Origin of the sequence: Halomonas sp. McD50-4 (assembly GCF_022348135.1) — a bacterium.
GTDB lineage: Bacteria > Pseudomonadota > Gammaproteobacteria > Pseudomonadales > Halomonadaceae > Vreelandella > Vreelandella piezotolerans.
Map to the genome: position 1 here is coordinate 1 of NZ_JAKRFG010000019.1, position 13086 is coordinate 13086.

13 protein-coding genes and 1 pseudogene are annotated in these 13086 nt (G+C 58.6%); 1 reads left to right on the forward strand and 13 read right to left on the reverse strand.

Annotated elements, in window-relative coordinates:
• Nucleotides 1-120: 120 nt before the first annotated feature.
• The 3 genes and pseudogenes from MHM85_RS17120 to MHM85_RS17130 form a co-directional block, all read right to left on the reverse strand.
• Nucleotides 121-258, reverse strand: a pseudogene (locus MHM85_RS17120) (antibiotic biosynthesis monooxygenase); the annotation flags it as partial.
• 114 nt (nt 259-372) lie between these two features.
• Nucleotides 373-756 carry a hypothetical protein gene (locus MHM85_RS17125; RefSeq protein ID WP_239286477.1) on the reverse strand — a complete coding sequence of 128 codons (384 nt, stop codon included), beginning with the start codon at nt 754-756 and terminating at the stop codon, nt 373-375.
• 9 nt (nt 757-765) lie between these two features.
• Entirely contained in the window at nt 766-993 is a 228-nt protein-coding gene (locus MHM85_RS17130; protein ID WP_139527937.1) for a DUF2835 family protein, read from the reverse strand.
• A 73-nt stretch (nt 994-1066) separates the two neighbouring features.
• On the opposite strand from MHM85_RS17130, the gene MHM85_RS17135 reads away from it, so the two are divergent.
• Nucleotides 1067-1702: a putative metalloprotease CJM1_0395 family protein gene (locus MHM85_RS17135; RefSeq protein WP_239286478.1), complete on the forward strand. Its 636-nt coding sequence runs from the start codon at nt 1067-1069 to the stop codon at nt 1700-1702.
• A gap of 12 nt (nt 1703-1714) precedes the next feature.
• Here MHM85_RS17135 and MHM85_RS17140 read toward each other — a convergent pair whose 3' ends face one another.
• The 10 genes from MHM85_RS17140 to MHM85_RS17185 form a co-directional block, all read right to left on the reverse strand.
• A complete protein-coding gene (locus MHM85_RS17140; protein ID WP_239286479.1) occupies nt 1715-3517 on the reverse strand; it encodes a GGDEF domain-containing phosphodiesterase in 1803 nt (600 codons plus the stop codon).
• Nucleotides 3518-3708: 191 nt separating this feature from the next.
• Nucleotides 3709-4161, reverse strand: a complete 453-nt coding sequence (locus tag MHM85_RS17145) for a methyl-accepting chemotaxis protein (protein ID WP_239286480.1) — start codon at nt 4159-4161, stop codon at nt 3709-3711.
• 111 nt (nt 4162-4272) lie between these two features.
• Nucleotides 4273-4752 (reverse strand): C40 family peptidase, encoded by a 480-nt coding sequence (locus MHM85_RS17150; protein WP_219862487.1) that lies wholly within the window; start codon nt 4750-4752, stop codon nt 4273-4275.
• A gap of 73 nt (nt 4753-4825) precedes the next feature.
• A complete protein-coding gene (locus MHM85_RS17155; protein WP_219862485.1) occupies nt 4826-5455 on the reverse strand; it encodes a histidine phosphatase family protein in 630 nt (209 codons plus the stop codon).
• 24 nt (nt 5456-5479) lie between these two features.
• On the reverse strand, nt 5480-6295 hold the full coding sequence (gene phnE, locus MHM85_RS17160; RefSeq protein WP_219862483.1) for a phosphonate ABC transporter, permease protein PhnE: 816 nt from the start codon (nt 6293-6295) through the stop codon (nt 5480-5482).
• A 60-nt stretch (nt 6296-6355) separates the two neighbouring features.
• On the reverse strand, nt 6356-7183 hold the full coding sequence (gene phnE / locus MHM85_RS17165) for a phosphonate ABC transporter, permease protein PhnE (protein WP_139527931.1): 828 nt from the start codon (nt 7181-7183) through the stop codon (nt 6356-6358).
• On the reverse strand, nt 7180-8055 hold the full coding sequence (phnC, locus tag MHM85_RS17170) for a phosphonate ABC transporter ATP-binding protein (RefSeq protein WP_239286481.1): 876 nt from the start codon (nt 8053-8055) through the stop codon (nt 7180-7182). Before phnC ends, phnE (MHM85_RS17165) begins: the two co-directional genes overlap by 4 nt.
• A gap of 125 nt (nt 8056-8180) precedes the next feature.
• Nucleotides 8181-9146, reverse strand: coding sequence for a phosphate/phosphite/phosphonate ABC transporter substrate-binding protein (gene phnD / locus MHM85_RS17175; protein WP_239286502.1), 966 nt, complete (start codon nt 9144-9146; stop codon nt 8181-8183).
• 109 nt (nt 9147-9255) lie between these two features.
• On the reverse strand, nt 9256-11010 hold the full coding sequence (locus tag MHM85_RS17180) for a bifunctional diguanylate cyclase/phosphodiesterase (RefSeq protein WP_239286482.1): 1755 nt from the start codon (nt 11008-11010) through the stop codon (nt 9256-9258).
• A gap of 119 nt (nt 11011-11129) precedes the next feature.
• A complete protein-coding gene (locus tag MHM85_RS17185) occupies nt 11130-13052 on the reverse strand; it encodes an alkaline phosphatase D family protein (RefSeq protein WP_239286483.1) in 1923 nt (640 codons plus the stop codon).
• Nucleotides 13053-13086 lie beyond the last annotated feature (34 nt).

The window sequence follows — 13086 nt, forward strand, 5'->3', positions numbered from 1 at the left end:
CGAGAAGGTCAGCTTTTCAGGTACCATTTTGGAAGCGGCTGTTGGTGCTTGATGGATTGGTTAGGTTCTTGAAATCATAGCACTTTCAGCCGCTTTCTTTTATACCCTGTGAGAAATCCGGGCTAGGACGCCTGAGCCAAGGTAGCCAGGAAAGTCCGCCGCCAACTCACGCCCTTCGTTGAGCCAACGATTGAAATCTTGGTAGCGGCCCTTCGCGACACGGCGAGCCACCATAAGTGTGACCGGCAAGGTAGACATGGGTGATCTCCTAGTGGGTGAGCAGCCATCGCCGGGTAGGCAAGCTGCAGACGATCAGGCGGGTAATCCTGATACGCGTCCCCATTATACAGGCAATATTAATGCCAGGTAGATCTATCGACGCGGCACCGGGTGACGACGCTCTCCACGTTGAAACGCACGTACATGTTGATAAATATCGATCGCGCTTTGAATGGCATCGGCCTCTAAGGCATCTGGCTGAATCCGTGGTCCTTTAACGCCTCCTTGCGTACGTAACACTTCGTCCACATCGTTGCGATAACGCGAGAGGAGATGCTCGATATTCATACGAACGCGGTGAACTTCTAAATTAAACGCTTGACGCTGCTCGGTACGTTTAACGATATCGAGCGGGTTCTCTGACGCGTTAATCAAACTATCTAGGGTGTTGCACACTAAACGCTCAGCAGTGTTTAAGTTGGGGATCACCGCGTACATCAATTCGTAAAGCGTCATCGTGGCGTCATGCTGGTGCATAAAGCAGGCTCAACTGCGGTTGATTGGAACAATATGGTGAAAGCGGCCTTGATCGGTAAACAGTATCCGAAACACACCATGCACCCCCTCTTGTCCTACTACCCGCTGTAAGGCATGAGCCGGAAACACCACCCAACGGCCATCCACACTGCGCGCCCGCACGTTGTCGTAGCGGCCTTCATAGTAAGCCAAACAGTCGGTGACACTTAGATGAAGAATGACATCGATCGAGTGCATAACGTTGCGCAATTCGGCTGGCTCACGGATACTCTATACTAACTGAATTGGCCGCAAATATCGGTAATCGCTCATGGATCTTTCCTCGATCAACGCCTATCACGCCTCATCTGCAGGCTTGACGTCCTCGACGCTGCCTGCGGCACGTGTCACGCGCAGTGGTATCGAGCGTGACGCTGGTGCCGAACGTTCGCAGAGCGCTCAATCCTCGGACGATGTGAGCCAACGTGAAGAGAGCCGTGCAAGCGATGCCCCTACCGGCCCCACCCGGCCCGATGGCACGCCACTGGCACCGGAGGAGATTCAGCAGCTCGAACAGCTCAAGCAAACCGATCGCGAAGTACGCCAGCACGAAATGGCCCACCAAACCGTCGGCGCTCCCTACACCGGCGGCGCGACCTATGAATACGAAGTGGGCCCGGACGGTAAACGCTACGCCGTCGCCGGTGAGGTATCGATCGATTATGGCCCCGTACCGGGCGACCCCCAAGCCACGGTAGAGAAAATGCAAACCGTGATTGCAGCAGCGCTCGCCCCTGCTGACCCTTCACCGAAAGATCTGCAAGTGGCGGCTCAAGCCCGGCAATATCTACTAGAAGCCAAGTTAGAAGCCGCGCGTGAGCAGAGCGAAATGAACCAAGCCCGCACCGAGCAGCCAGACGACGTCGACGTCAATGACGAACCCCAGCCACCCGAGCAGGCCGCCTAGCGGCTTGATGCCTCATTGTAAGGTTGCCAGCCCTCTCCAATCTTGCCGTGTGGGCCAGTGGGACAGCCACTCAGCCATCGCCTCCGGTGGCATGGGGCGCGCAATGCCATAGCCTTGAGCTAGCTCGCAACCCAGCGACATGAGCGCCCGGGCATGGTCTAACGTTTCAACGCCTTCTGCCAGCATGGGCCGCTGAAACCGGTTGGCCATGTAAATCACGCTTTCCACGATCGCCATATCATCTTGATCGATGAGCATGTCACGCACGAAACTCTGGTCGATCTTGATCAGATTGACGGGGAGCTGGCGTAGATGCGTCAGCGACGAGAACCCCGTGCCAAAGTCATCGATGGCAAACCCGACGCCCAATGCCTGACAGCGCGCCATGTTTTTCAGTGCCGCCTTCACGTCGTGCATCGCCGCACTTTCGAGCACTTCGAGCTTGAGCAGCGACGGTGACACGTTGGGGTAACGTGCCAACAGCTCTGCTAGACGCTGGCTAAACGTATTCACCAACAGATGTGAAGGACTAATGTTGACGTTAACCGGCAGCGCCATCCCTTCGCTCTGCCACAGCGTGAGCTGACGCAGCGCGCGCTCCAGCACCCACTCCCCCAAGTCCACCTCTAAAGGCGTACCATCGATGATCGGTAAAAAGTCACCGGGGGAGAGAAGCCCGAGCTCGGGATGCTGCCAGCGGATAAGCGCCTCGACACCTACCACGCGGCCGCTGCGCATATCGACCTGCGGTTGATAGAACAGGCGAAGTTCGTCATGGTGAATCGCATCCATGAAACGCTGACGCTGCTCGTGACGCACCTGCAATCGACGGTCCTGCTGAGAGTCGAAAAAGTGGTAGGTATCCCGCCCGCGCTGCTTGGCTCGGTACATCGCCTGATTGGCGTGGCGCAGCAACACGTCGCCCTGGACGTGATCGTCAGGGTAGCGAGTAATGCCCAGGCTGGCGGTGAGATAAATCGTCTGCCCTTCGATCAGCAGCGGCTGACGCAATGAGGCGAGTAGCTTCTCGAAAAAGGCTTCCTCGACACCGTGATGCAGTAGCAAAACGAACTCGTCCCCACCAATTCGGGCCAGCACGTCATCCCCAAAAAGCAGGTGGCTGATACGCTGTGCAAATGCTGCCAGCAGCGCATCTCCTATGTGAGGGCCCAAACGATCGTTGATGCGCTGAAAATGGTCGATGTCCAGCGCGCACACGGCCAGCGATAGCTGACGCTGCTCGGCATGCTGAATCGACTCCTGAATCAGTTGGGTCAATAGCTGTAAGTTGGGCAGGCCGGTCAAGGCGTCAAAATAGACTTCACGATTCAGATGGCGCGCGTGTGAGGGAATGGCGGATAAGTCCGCCAGTACGATCACGTGATGATTCACCTGCCCCCGCTCATCGCGTACACGGTTGATCGACATCATGCCCGGATAATACTGACCGTCATGGCTACGATAGCGAATCTGCCCTTTGCTACGATCGCGAAGCTGCAGCTCTTCACGCATCAAACGCGTCGTACGGCTGTCATCCAAGGGCAGAATGCTAAACGCCTCGGGGGTTTTTCCTTCTACCTCGCTCAACGCCAACCCCGTCAGCTCACTAAAAGCAGGGTTGACATCGACGACGGCGTTGTCGGCATTGGTAATGATGATGGCTTCGTTGGCGTAACGAAAGACCGACTCGGCGGGTGTCAGAGATGTATGGGAATCGAAGATCGAGATCGCCACAGCGTCGGCAGATATGGACGCCGGGCGAGGGTTTGGCTGAGGCAAAGACTGCTCCTTTATGTCATTCAAGGGCGGGCTCATGCGTCTCTGCTCTCCTCTTATAAGCGTTGTTGATTTAATGTCTTTTGGTCATATTAACACCGTCTTTTGCCCCGTGTTTTAGATTCAACAGCGCTGAATCAACGCGCTTTTATTGCCCTCGTCTCGCGTCTGCATCCATTGCCTAGCGCGTACCAGGAAGTAGGAGGCTCTCTGGTACGCGCATCGTCGCGCTATCGATTATAAGCAAGCTGGCGATGATCGCTCATAACGGGCTCTGTCACTTGAAACCGGCTCACAAGTGCCGACATCTCGTCGGCCTGCTCATCCAGCGAACGACTGGCCGTGGCCACCTGCTCTACCAATGACGCATTCTGTTGCGTGACGTCCTCTAGCTGAGCCATCGCATGGCTAATTTGCTCGACCCCGGAAGACTGCTCTTGGCTCGCCGTGGCAATCTCATCGACCAACGTAGCCACTTGCTGCACACGGTTAGCAATATTGGCAAGCGTAGTGCTCGTCGTGGACACGAGTGATTCACCTTTGCAGATGCGTGCCACGTCGTTGTCGATAGCAGCCACGATCGATGTGACCTGTTCGTTGGCCTGATGAATCTGCTGCATGGCTTGGCGTGCCTGCATCGCGACCTCGCCGGTCACCCGTTGGGCTTGATGAGCATTATTCATCAAGCTGGCCGCGTTTTGCGGCAGAGGGACAAGGGGTCGGCCAGCAAAATACGGCGAGTGTATCGTGTGCTCACGAAAGGTTATTGACCTAAGTCAGGCTTGTCTCACGTCTTAGGGCGCCACCGATGCCGCGCCTAAAAAGCGTTGCTGCCAATAGTCGATATCCAGCGGTACGCTTACCACGGCGCGGCCGCTACCGGGAGCGTGAATCATCTGGCGGTTACCGCCGTAGATGCCCACATGGGTGGCTTTATTGCCATCGCCGAAAAAGAGCAGGTCGCCAGGGCGGGGAGCGTCGACTTGGGGAAGCGCACGAAACTGGCCGTCGGCGGTGCGTGGCACGCGAATACCTGCGGCGCGGTAGGTCATCTCGACGAGGCCGGAGCAGTCCAAACCGTCGGGGGAGTTGCCACCCAAGCGATAAGGCGTGCCGATCGCCTGCTGGGCATGGGAGAGTATCAACGCGCGCTCCATCGACATACCCGCTGGCGAGCTGAGCGCGGGGGCCATCGCCACGTCGTTACTGGCACACCCTGCCAAGAGCAGCAGCATGAGCAGCGCAAAAAGAGATGAACAGCGAGTCAACGGCATGGCAACGCTCCAAAAAACGTGTTGCTCTTATCATGGCCTAAGCGCCGTTGACCCGCTACTGCTTCACGCGCGCTTACCGGCCGACCCACTCGATAAACGTGCTCTCGCCCATAGCATGGCGTTCGTGGCGTAGGCGGCTCATGGCGGCATAGGGCAGATCCATCACTAGACCATGGCTGAGCGGCTGCTCTAACACTTGACGGAACAGGGCATTGCAGACGAACAGATGGGCTACCACGAGCACATGGTGGCCGGGCGGATTCGCCAACAGCCGCCGCCACGCTTCGCTGACCCGAGCATCCAGCTCGGCGTAGGTTTCTCCGCCAGGCGGTGCGGCGCGGGCGGGGTCGAACCAGAAAGCACTCATCTGCTCCGTGCCCTCTTGGGCGTACACCTCGGCGTACGTTTTACCTTCCCACTCGCCCAGGTACAGCTCGGCCAAGTCCTCATCCACCTGTACCGGTAGGTCGAACTCCTCCCCTAACCAGAGCGCAAATTCGCGGCAACGGGCCAACGGCGAGCTCACAATGGCATCATAGGGCGGCCGACCCTCCATCGTGTGACGCATGACGGCATCGGTCACCTGCTGCCAGCCTGTTTCGCTGAGAGGGTGGTCGGTACTGCCCCGTAGCATTCGCCCACCTTGGGGTTCACCGTGGCGCATCAGATCGATCGTCGTGATCTCGGCATGGGGAAAGCGCATGGCGATTCTCCTAACGGGTACGGATTAAATGATGGCGTGACGTACGCGAGCCGAGACCCATTCCGATACCAGCACCGTGGCAAAGATGAGCACGAAAATCACGCTCACCTGATTCCACGCTAAACTGTTGATCGACGCATTGAGCTGTAAGCCAATGCCGCCCGCACCGACGAGCCCGAGCACTGTGGACTCGCGGATATTGATGTCCCAGCGATACACGCTGATGCCTGCAAAGGCGGGCATGATTTGCGGCAGTACACCATAACTCATGACCTGCAAGCGACTCGCGCCGGTGGCACTGATGGCTTCCACCGGCGTGGGATGAATCTCCTCGATGGCCTCATAGAGCAGCTTGCCCACAAAGCCAATCGACCGCAGGGCAATCGCGATGATGCCCGCCAGTACGCCGGGGCCTAGAATGGTGACCAGCAGCATGGCCCAAATCAGCGAGTTGATCGAGCGCGAAGAGACGATGATCGTCAGCGCCACGCTGCGCACGAGAGGATGCGGCGTGGTATTGCGGGCGGCCAAAAACGCGACGGGAAATGCCATCATGATCCCCAGCGCAGTGCCCAAGGTAGCGATGTTGATCGTGTCCCACATGGGCTGCCAGAGCTGGCTAGCATACTCCCAGCGCGGCGGCACCATACGACTGATCAAGTCGCTGCCCTGGCGGCCCGCGTCTTCTACGAACACCCACATGGTGTTGTCGGAGATCACTTTCCAGCAGAGTAAGAACAGGCTAATGCCCGCCAGCCAAGCGACGTACTGCAGCCACTGGGCGCGGCTGGTGCGCCGCTGCCACTGCGGCACGCCTTGAGAAGAAGTGGTTACCGGCATGGAGGATTCCTCTTGCCTTTCAGATTGGATAAAGGGATAGCCCACACGCCTAACGCCATGCTACTGCGTCCAACGACGCACATGGCTAGAGGCATATTCGCTCATGAGTACGATGGCGATGATGATCAGCAGGATGGCGGCCGAGGTGCCGTACTCGTAGCGGCTAAGCGACGTATTGAGTGTCGCGCCAATCCCCCCGGCACCGACGATGCCAATCACCGACGACTCGCGGAAGTTGATATCCAGCCGGTACATCGAGAGCCCGATCAAGCGCGGCATCACCTGCGGCTGTACGGCGTGGTTCATGGTTTGCCACCAGCTGGCACCGGTGGCGCGCACGGCTTCTACCTGTTTCCAGTCGAGGTCTTCGATATCTTCCGCCAGCAGCTTGGCCATGAAGCCGATGGTGGCAAAGGCCAAGGTGAGCATGCCTGCAAAAGGACCAAAGCCGAACATCACCACGAATAGGATGGCAATGATGACCTCCTGAAAGGTACGCGAAATCGCGATAATTGCCCGACACACCGCATACACCGGTAACGGCGCAATATTTTTGGCCGCGCCTAAGCCGACGGGAATGGCGAGTAGAACGCCGATCACCGTCGAGGTCAGCGTCATGGTGAGGCTTTCCAGCAGGCCCGCCAGAATGTCGCTTTGACGGCTGACGAAATCGGGCTGCAAAAACGCGCCGAGGAAGTTCAACGCGCGCCCGGCCCCTTCCGCCACCCGCGCCCAATTCACTTCCACCGAAGCGAGCGCCAGTACAAGGTAGACCACTCCCCCCAGCACCAACGCCCAACGCAGGCGGCGGCTCTCGATCAGCGGCAGCCGCCGCCATTGGCCCTGACGGGCCGCCTGCTGGCGGGCTCGAGTATCTATCGTGCTCATTGAGCGCCTCCACTCGCCAAGCGGCCCTGTTGCGGTGTTTGAGGCGCGCTGGCCGAGGGTGACGGCGCGGTACGCGGTGTTACCTCCTGGTGCTCTTCTTCGTCGTCATCGGCAGGCTCTGGTGTGGTGTCCCACTCCTCTTCACCGTAAATGGTGGTCAGCATCTCGCTGGTCAGCTCGCTCGGCTTGCCGTCGAAGACGATCTGCCCGGCACGCAGCCCAACGATACGGTCGGCAAACTGCTGGGCCAACGCTACGTCATGAATGTTGATGATAGCGGCCAGCTCGCGCTCGGCGCACAATTCACGAATCAAACGCATGATTTGGCGGGAAGTTTTCGGGTCTAGACTGGCTGTGGGCTCATCCACCAACAGCAGTTTGGGGCTTTGCAACAGCGCCCGGGCGATGCCCACCCGCTGACGCTGGCCGCCGGAAAGGGCATCGGCGCGTTTATCGATCGCGTGGGGCAAGCCAACGCGCTCCAGCAGTCGAAACGCTTCTGCCACGGCCTCCTGGGGATAGCGGCGCAAGAAACTACGCCAGAACCCCACATACCCCAATTGGCCCGACAGGACGTTTTCCATCACGCTCAGGCGGTCCACCAGCGCATACTCCTGGAAGATCATCCCCATGGCGCGGCGAGCGTGGCGCAGACGGCTACCCGAGAGTGTCGTCAGCTCCACATCGTCTAATCGAATGCTGCCTTGCGAGGGTTCTACTAGTCGGTTCACGCAGCGAATCAGAGTGCTCTTTCCCGCGCCAGATGGGCCAATCAGCGCCATGACCTGCCCTTTGGGCAGCGACAGCTGAATATCGGTCAGCGCGCGATCGCCGGTTGGGTAGCGTTTGCCAACGCCGGTGAGTGTCAACATGGGAAGTGCCTCAGTGTCTGATACTCAAGTGCTTATATGAATAAGGGCTTATGTCATTAGCTACATAGCGGCTCGGCCAGAAGGTCGCCCTCCTGGCCGAGAAAACGCACGGAATGACGGATCGATCAATCGCAGTCGTACGTCACGCCGTTGGCATCGGCGATGGTACGGATCACGGACCAGTTCTCTTGGTAGGTGATCGGAATGAACTGTGCTTCACCGGAGTTGGCAAACTCGGCTTCCAGCGGTGTGCCTTCCCAGTCGTAGCTAAAGAATGCATCCTGAATCTGCTCGGCAAGTTCAGGGTTCAGGTTGTGCGCCAGACCATAGGCCGTCGTGGGGAAGGTTTCAGAGGTATAGATGACGTTGTAATCATCTTCGCTCACCACGTCGCGGGACAGCATGCGTTTGGCGACGGAGTTGGCAATGGCGGCCGCGTCGTAATCTTTGTTCACGACGCCTAGGATGGAGTTGTCGTGAGAGCCCGAAAAGGCGGTTTCGAAGTCTTCACCCGCTTCCAGGCCGTACTCGGAGCGCAGCAGCGCGGAGGGAGCGCGAAAACCGGAGTTGGACGTTTCGGAGGTAAACGCCAGCTGACGACCGGCCAAGTCTTCCACCGACTCGATGCCGCTATCGGGGTAGGTGATGATTTCCATCTCGTAGCCGAAGCTACCGTCTTCTGCCGCCATCATGGCAAAGGGACGGAAGCCACCACAGTTGACCGCCACCGGCACACCGCCAGTGTTGAAGCCCGCCACGTGCAAGCGTCCTGCGCGCAGGGCTTCCTGCTGGGCAGCGTTGGACTGCACGGGGAAGAACTGGACATTTTTACCGGTAGCGTCGCTCAGATGGTCCAGAAAATCGGCCCAAACATCGGCATAAACGGCGGGATCTTCCACCGGCGTATAAGCAAAGACCAGCGTATCGGGATCGACCCACTGCGACTCGTCGCTGGGCACGTCGGCGATCATGTCGCCGTCGCTGTCCGTGTAGCGTGAAGAGAGGTCAGCCGAGGCAGACACCGCTGCCAGTGAAAAAGCGCCTACGACAGCGGCGCTCAACAGCGTACGAGAGAAAGAGACAGAGTGCATGTGCATGGCATCACCTAAGCGAGTTATGAAGTGTTCATGCCATAGTGGCGGGCCAATATGACAGCAGTGGGACACTCCCGTGACGCTTGGGTGACGACGACATGACGACCTACTGGGCTTCTCCGGTGCAGCAGCCCCGCCGCTCGACGAACAGACTGTTGCCCGCGATTTTTTTGGCCTGATGCTTTAGCTCTGATAGCTGCGCGGCGATATCCAGCGCCTTGCAGGGCGCTGGGTCAGTAATTGGCTTGACCGCAATCGAGACGCTGACAAAGGGGAAGAACGTCACGCCCCCTTGTCGGCTTTCAATGGAAATTCCCCCCTGCAGCCGATCACTCTCCTCATAAAACCCCGGCGCCAGCACTTCGAAAGAGTGGAGAATTTGCTCGCAGACGTTTTGCCAGTGCTCTAACGGCAGCAGCATCATGAAATCGTCGCCACCGATATGCCCAATAAAGCCCCCCGCGCTCTCCACTTGAGCCTGGAGCAGCCGTGAGAGCGAAATGATCACGTGGTCACCGCGAGCATAGCCATAGGCATCGTTGAACGCTTTGAAGTTGTCCAGATCGACGTATGCCGCCGCGAACCCACGCTCTTCGGATAAATACGCCGCCAGGGTTTCGTTGATCAAAATATTGCCGGGCAGCCCGGTAAGAGGGTTGGCATGGCGCGCTTGTCGCACTTGAATCGCGGTAATCTCCCGCAGCAGATCGACGATATTGCCCATGCCCAGGTAGTGACCGTCACCGCCGACGATGACGAAATCTTCCTGTTCGATATCGCGGCTGTCGGTGAGCTGTTGACTCAGGGCCTCTAAAGAGAGCTCTGCGTCCGCAACGATCATTTTAGGATCGGCGATATCTAACACGCGACGTTTGGCATACAGCGCGTGGCCGTACTGATTGGCAAACAGCGTCAAAAAAGCGTTGCGGCGGACCACTGCCACAGGGACCCTCTCTTCCACCACCGCCACGCAGCGCAGCTTAGGGTCTTCGCGAAAGCGTTCAGCCAGCGCGGGCACTAAACAACTTGCCGGGACGCTCTCGATGGGACGCAAGATGGAGTGCGCCGTGCGTCCCGCCGGGCCTTTGAGCTGGGTGGTGGCGGGCAATAGCGTATTAAGCTGCATGGGTGGCTGAGGGCTCGGTCGAGCAAAATAGAACCCTTGCAGCAGTGCCAGCCCGCGATCGAGTTCCCATAGGCAGAGATGCTCGGCCGCCGTTTCGACCCCCTCGGCAATGAGCTGGCAATCGAGGCTGCGGGCGACATCCAAAATCGAGCGCAGAAACTCGCGCTTGGCGGGTTCCTGATCGATCCCAGAAATAAAATGACGGTCAAGCTTGACGAAATCGGGCCGTAGCTCCGACCAGTGGCGAAGACTCGAGTGACCAGCCCCCAAATCGTCCAATGCCACCTGAAACCCCATGTCGCGGTAGTGATCTACCGCTTGGCGCATCAGCTCGTAGTCGTGAATCGGCACATGCTCGGTCAGCTCGATGACCACCCGCTCGGGTGGCAAGCCGCTCTCTTGGATAAAACTGAGCGTCAGCCCTTCACGAAAATCCCGCTCCACAATGGTCAGCGGCATGACATTGAGAAACAGCAGTCCCGGCAGGTCGAGCTCGGCAAAGCGGCGTATGGCAAGACGCCGGCAAAGCAGGTCCAGCTCGACCAGCAATCCCGCCTGGGTCGCCACATCGAATAACCGCAGCGGAGAGTGAAGCGGAGACGTTTTTGGCCCGCGAATCAGCGCTTCATAGCCGTAAATAGCCTGCTGATTGGCGTCCACGATCGGTTGGAACAGCACGTGCAGCTCTTCTGCCGCAATAATGTGATTTAGCCACTGCGCTTCTTGTGCGGTCATATGCCTGCTGCCCTATCAAACGTCGACTATCCCTATGATTCGTAACGCTCCATGAGGAAGGTACTAGGGCAGCAAGGGTGCGTCATTGTGATGACATTTGTATGACAACCAGCGGTTCTTTACGTGTCGGTAGGGATCGCCGGCGGTGGAAACACTGCCTCGCCACCGCTGGCATCGAGCTGGCGAATGTCCGTTGGCTTGCCCTGCTCATCCAGGCTCACCAAACCAATGCCACTGGCGTTCCACAGTCGCTCTCCGGCGCTGGCTTGGTCAGGGTCGCGGGGGTAGATGCTAAGCTTACGCCGCTTGGTGAACCAGTTCAGCGGCGACAGCGGTGCGTAGAGCCAGCGGTTCAAGCGGTCAAAGGTATTCAGCAGCTGCTTGGGAAAGGTATTTTTCACTCCGCTGGAGGTGATCTGCCATAGCTGGGGAGCGCGCCTCTGACGGCGCACGACGATGTCGTAGGCAAAGGAGTAGTGCACATCTCCCGAGAGAATCACGTAGTTACCGGGCGTTTTGGAGTGCCGCCAGATATGCAGCAGCACGTTAGCCGCGCCGCGGTGCGCCATCCAGTTCTCGGCATCGACCACCAACGGCTTGCCCGCCAGGGTAAAGAGCTTTTGAATGCCTTCGATCAGTTTGACGCCAAACATCGGCGCAGGCGAAACGATGACCGCGCTTTGGGTGCCCAGCAGCGCCTGCTGCATCTCCATCAGCGCTTCCCAATCCATCAAGCCAGACGGGCGGTTGGGGCTGCGCTCGCTGCGCCAGCGCCGGGTGCGGGTATCCAGTACGATGAGCGTGGGCGTGCCCGGCACCTGAAACTCCCAGCCCTGAAAGCGCAGCAGCCGCTCGATAAACGCGTCCTGGTGGTCAGGCTTCAGCGGGCCGACATCGTCGAACAGCGTGATCGCTTGGTGAAGCAACGGATTAAGTTTATCGGGCGCATTCCCCCACCCCTGGCAAAGCAAATACGCCACCAGCGCGTTACCAATAATGCGCTTGGAGAACGGATGCCCATAGGCGCAGCGCTCCCAGTCGGCGGTCAGGTTCCAGTCATCGGTGACATCATGATCATCGAAAATCATCAGGCTGGGCACGTGGGCCATTAACCGAGCGCACTGGGGTAGCCCCTCTACGAACGCTTCGATGATTGCCTGCTCTTCGCGATAAGCCTCGGCCTCTTTTTCGCCTAGCGCCGGTGCCTCATAGGCGATCACTTGCCACGGTGTCGGCGACCATACCAGGCAGTACATGGCGAGCATCTCGGCCAGGGTCATGAGATGATTCTGGGCGTTGGCCGATGTAAAGACGGGTTTTTTCACGCCCCCAAAAAAGCGCTCACGCAGCGCCGCATTACTGGTGACATCCGGCAGCAGTGCTTCTCGATGGTAGTAGCTCTCCGGGGCATTGTAGAGTGCTTGGCTACCCTCGACGGTAGCACCTTCCAGCCACTCATCGACCAACCCCAATCGGGCAATCAACGCATGTACGGCGCGCAGCATAGGGCCCGCCACGTCGTCGACGTATACCTGATCACCGGTCATCAGCAGCCATGCGGGCCACTCGGAGGGCGTCTCCTGACGCTCGGCCAGCCAGCTATCGGCCCTTACTAAGCCGTCGGCGCTGTCGTGGTGGGGTTTACGGCAAGAGCCGTGCATCAAGCGGTGGTGGCGAGAGGCCAACACAAAGCCCGGAGAGTCGTAGCCATCGTGGCATAGCCACGGCGCCCATTCAGGCAGAGGCCGCCACTGCCCTTCCTGGCTTTTCACCTGGAGATCGTAGGCGATACGGGTATCAGTGGGTAGCGCGACGGGCAGCCTTAGGTCAATCGCATGAATATAGGCATGCCGCCCAATCGCTACGCATTGATGGGCATTATCGAGTGCGTAGGTCTGCTGGGCGTCTTGCCCGGAATTCAATACGAGCTGCATGGTGAGCGGCCGGGTCGCTACCAGCCATAAAACGAGCCGGGACGGCGACAGCCGCCTCAGCAAAGGCCCAACCAGAACGTCGGGTAACGTCGTAGCGATTCGCGTCATTTCACACCCTCTGTGCTGTGTGTTGCATCGCTGC

Excerpts from the sequence above, each read along its gene's own strand:
- MHM85_RS17125 (WP_239286477.1), bottom strand. The coding sequence starts at position 756 with ATGCACCAGCATGACGCCACGATGACGCTTTACGAATTGATGTACGCG.
- MHM85_RS17130 (WP_139527937.1), bottom strand. The coding sequence starts at position 993 with ATGCACTCGATCGATGTCATTCTTCATCTAAGTGTCACCGACTGTTTG.
- MHM85_RS17135 (WP_239286478.1), top strand. The coding sequence starts at position 1,067 with ATGGATCTTTCCTCGATCAACGCCTATCACGCCTCATCTGCAGGCTTG.
- MHM85_RS17140 (WP_239286479.1), bottom strand. The coding sequence starts at position 3,517 with ATGAGCCCGCCCTTGAATGACATAAAGGAGCAGTCTTTGCCTCAGCCA.
- MHM85_RS17145 (WP_239286480.1), bottom strand. The coding sequence starts at position 4,161 with ATGAATAATGCTCATCAAGCCCAACGGGTGACCGGCGAGGTCGCGATG.
- MHM85_RS17150 (WP_219862487.1), bottom strand. The coding sequence starts at position 4,752 with ATGCCGTTGACTCGCTGTTCATCTCTTTTTGCGCTGCTCATGCTGCTG.
- MHM85_RS17155 (WP_219862485.1), bottom strand. The coding sequence starts at position 5,455 with ATGCGCTTTCCCCATGCCGAGATCACGACGATCGATCTGATGCGCCAC.
- phnE (WP_219862483.1), bottom strand. The coding sequence starts at position 6,295 with ATGCCGGTAACCACTTCTTCTCAAGGCGTGCCGCAGTGGCAGCGGCGC.
- phnE (WP_139527931.1), bottom strand. The coding sequence starts at position 7,183 with ATGAGCACGATAGATACTCGAGCCCGCCAGCAGGCGGCCCGTCAGGGC.
- phnC (WP_239286481.1), bottom strand. The coding sequence starts at position 8,055 with ATGTTGACACTCACCGGCGTTGGCAAACGCTACCCAACCGGCGATCGC.
- phnD (WP_239286502.1), bottom strand. The coding sequence starts at position 9,146 with ATGCACTCTGTCTCTTTCTCTCGTACGCTGTTGAGCGCCGCTGTCGTA.
- MHM85_RS17180 (WP_239286482.1), bottom strand. The coding sequence starts at position 11,010 with ATGACCGCACAAGAAGCGCAGTGGCTAAATCACATTATTGCGGCAGAA.
- MHM85_RS17185 (WP_239286483.1), bottom strand. The coding sequence starts at position 13,052 with ATGACGCGAATCGCTACGACGTTACCCGACGTTCTGGTTGGGCCTTTG.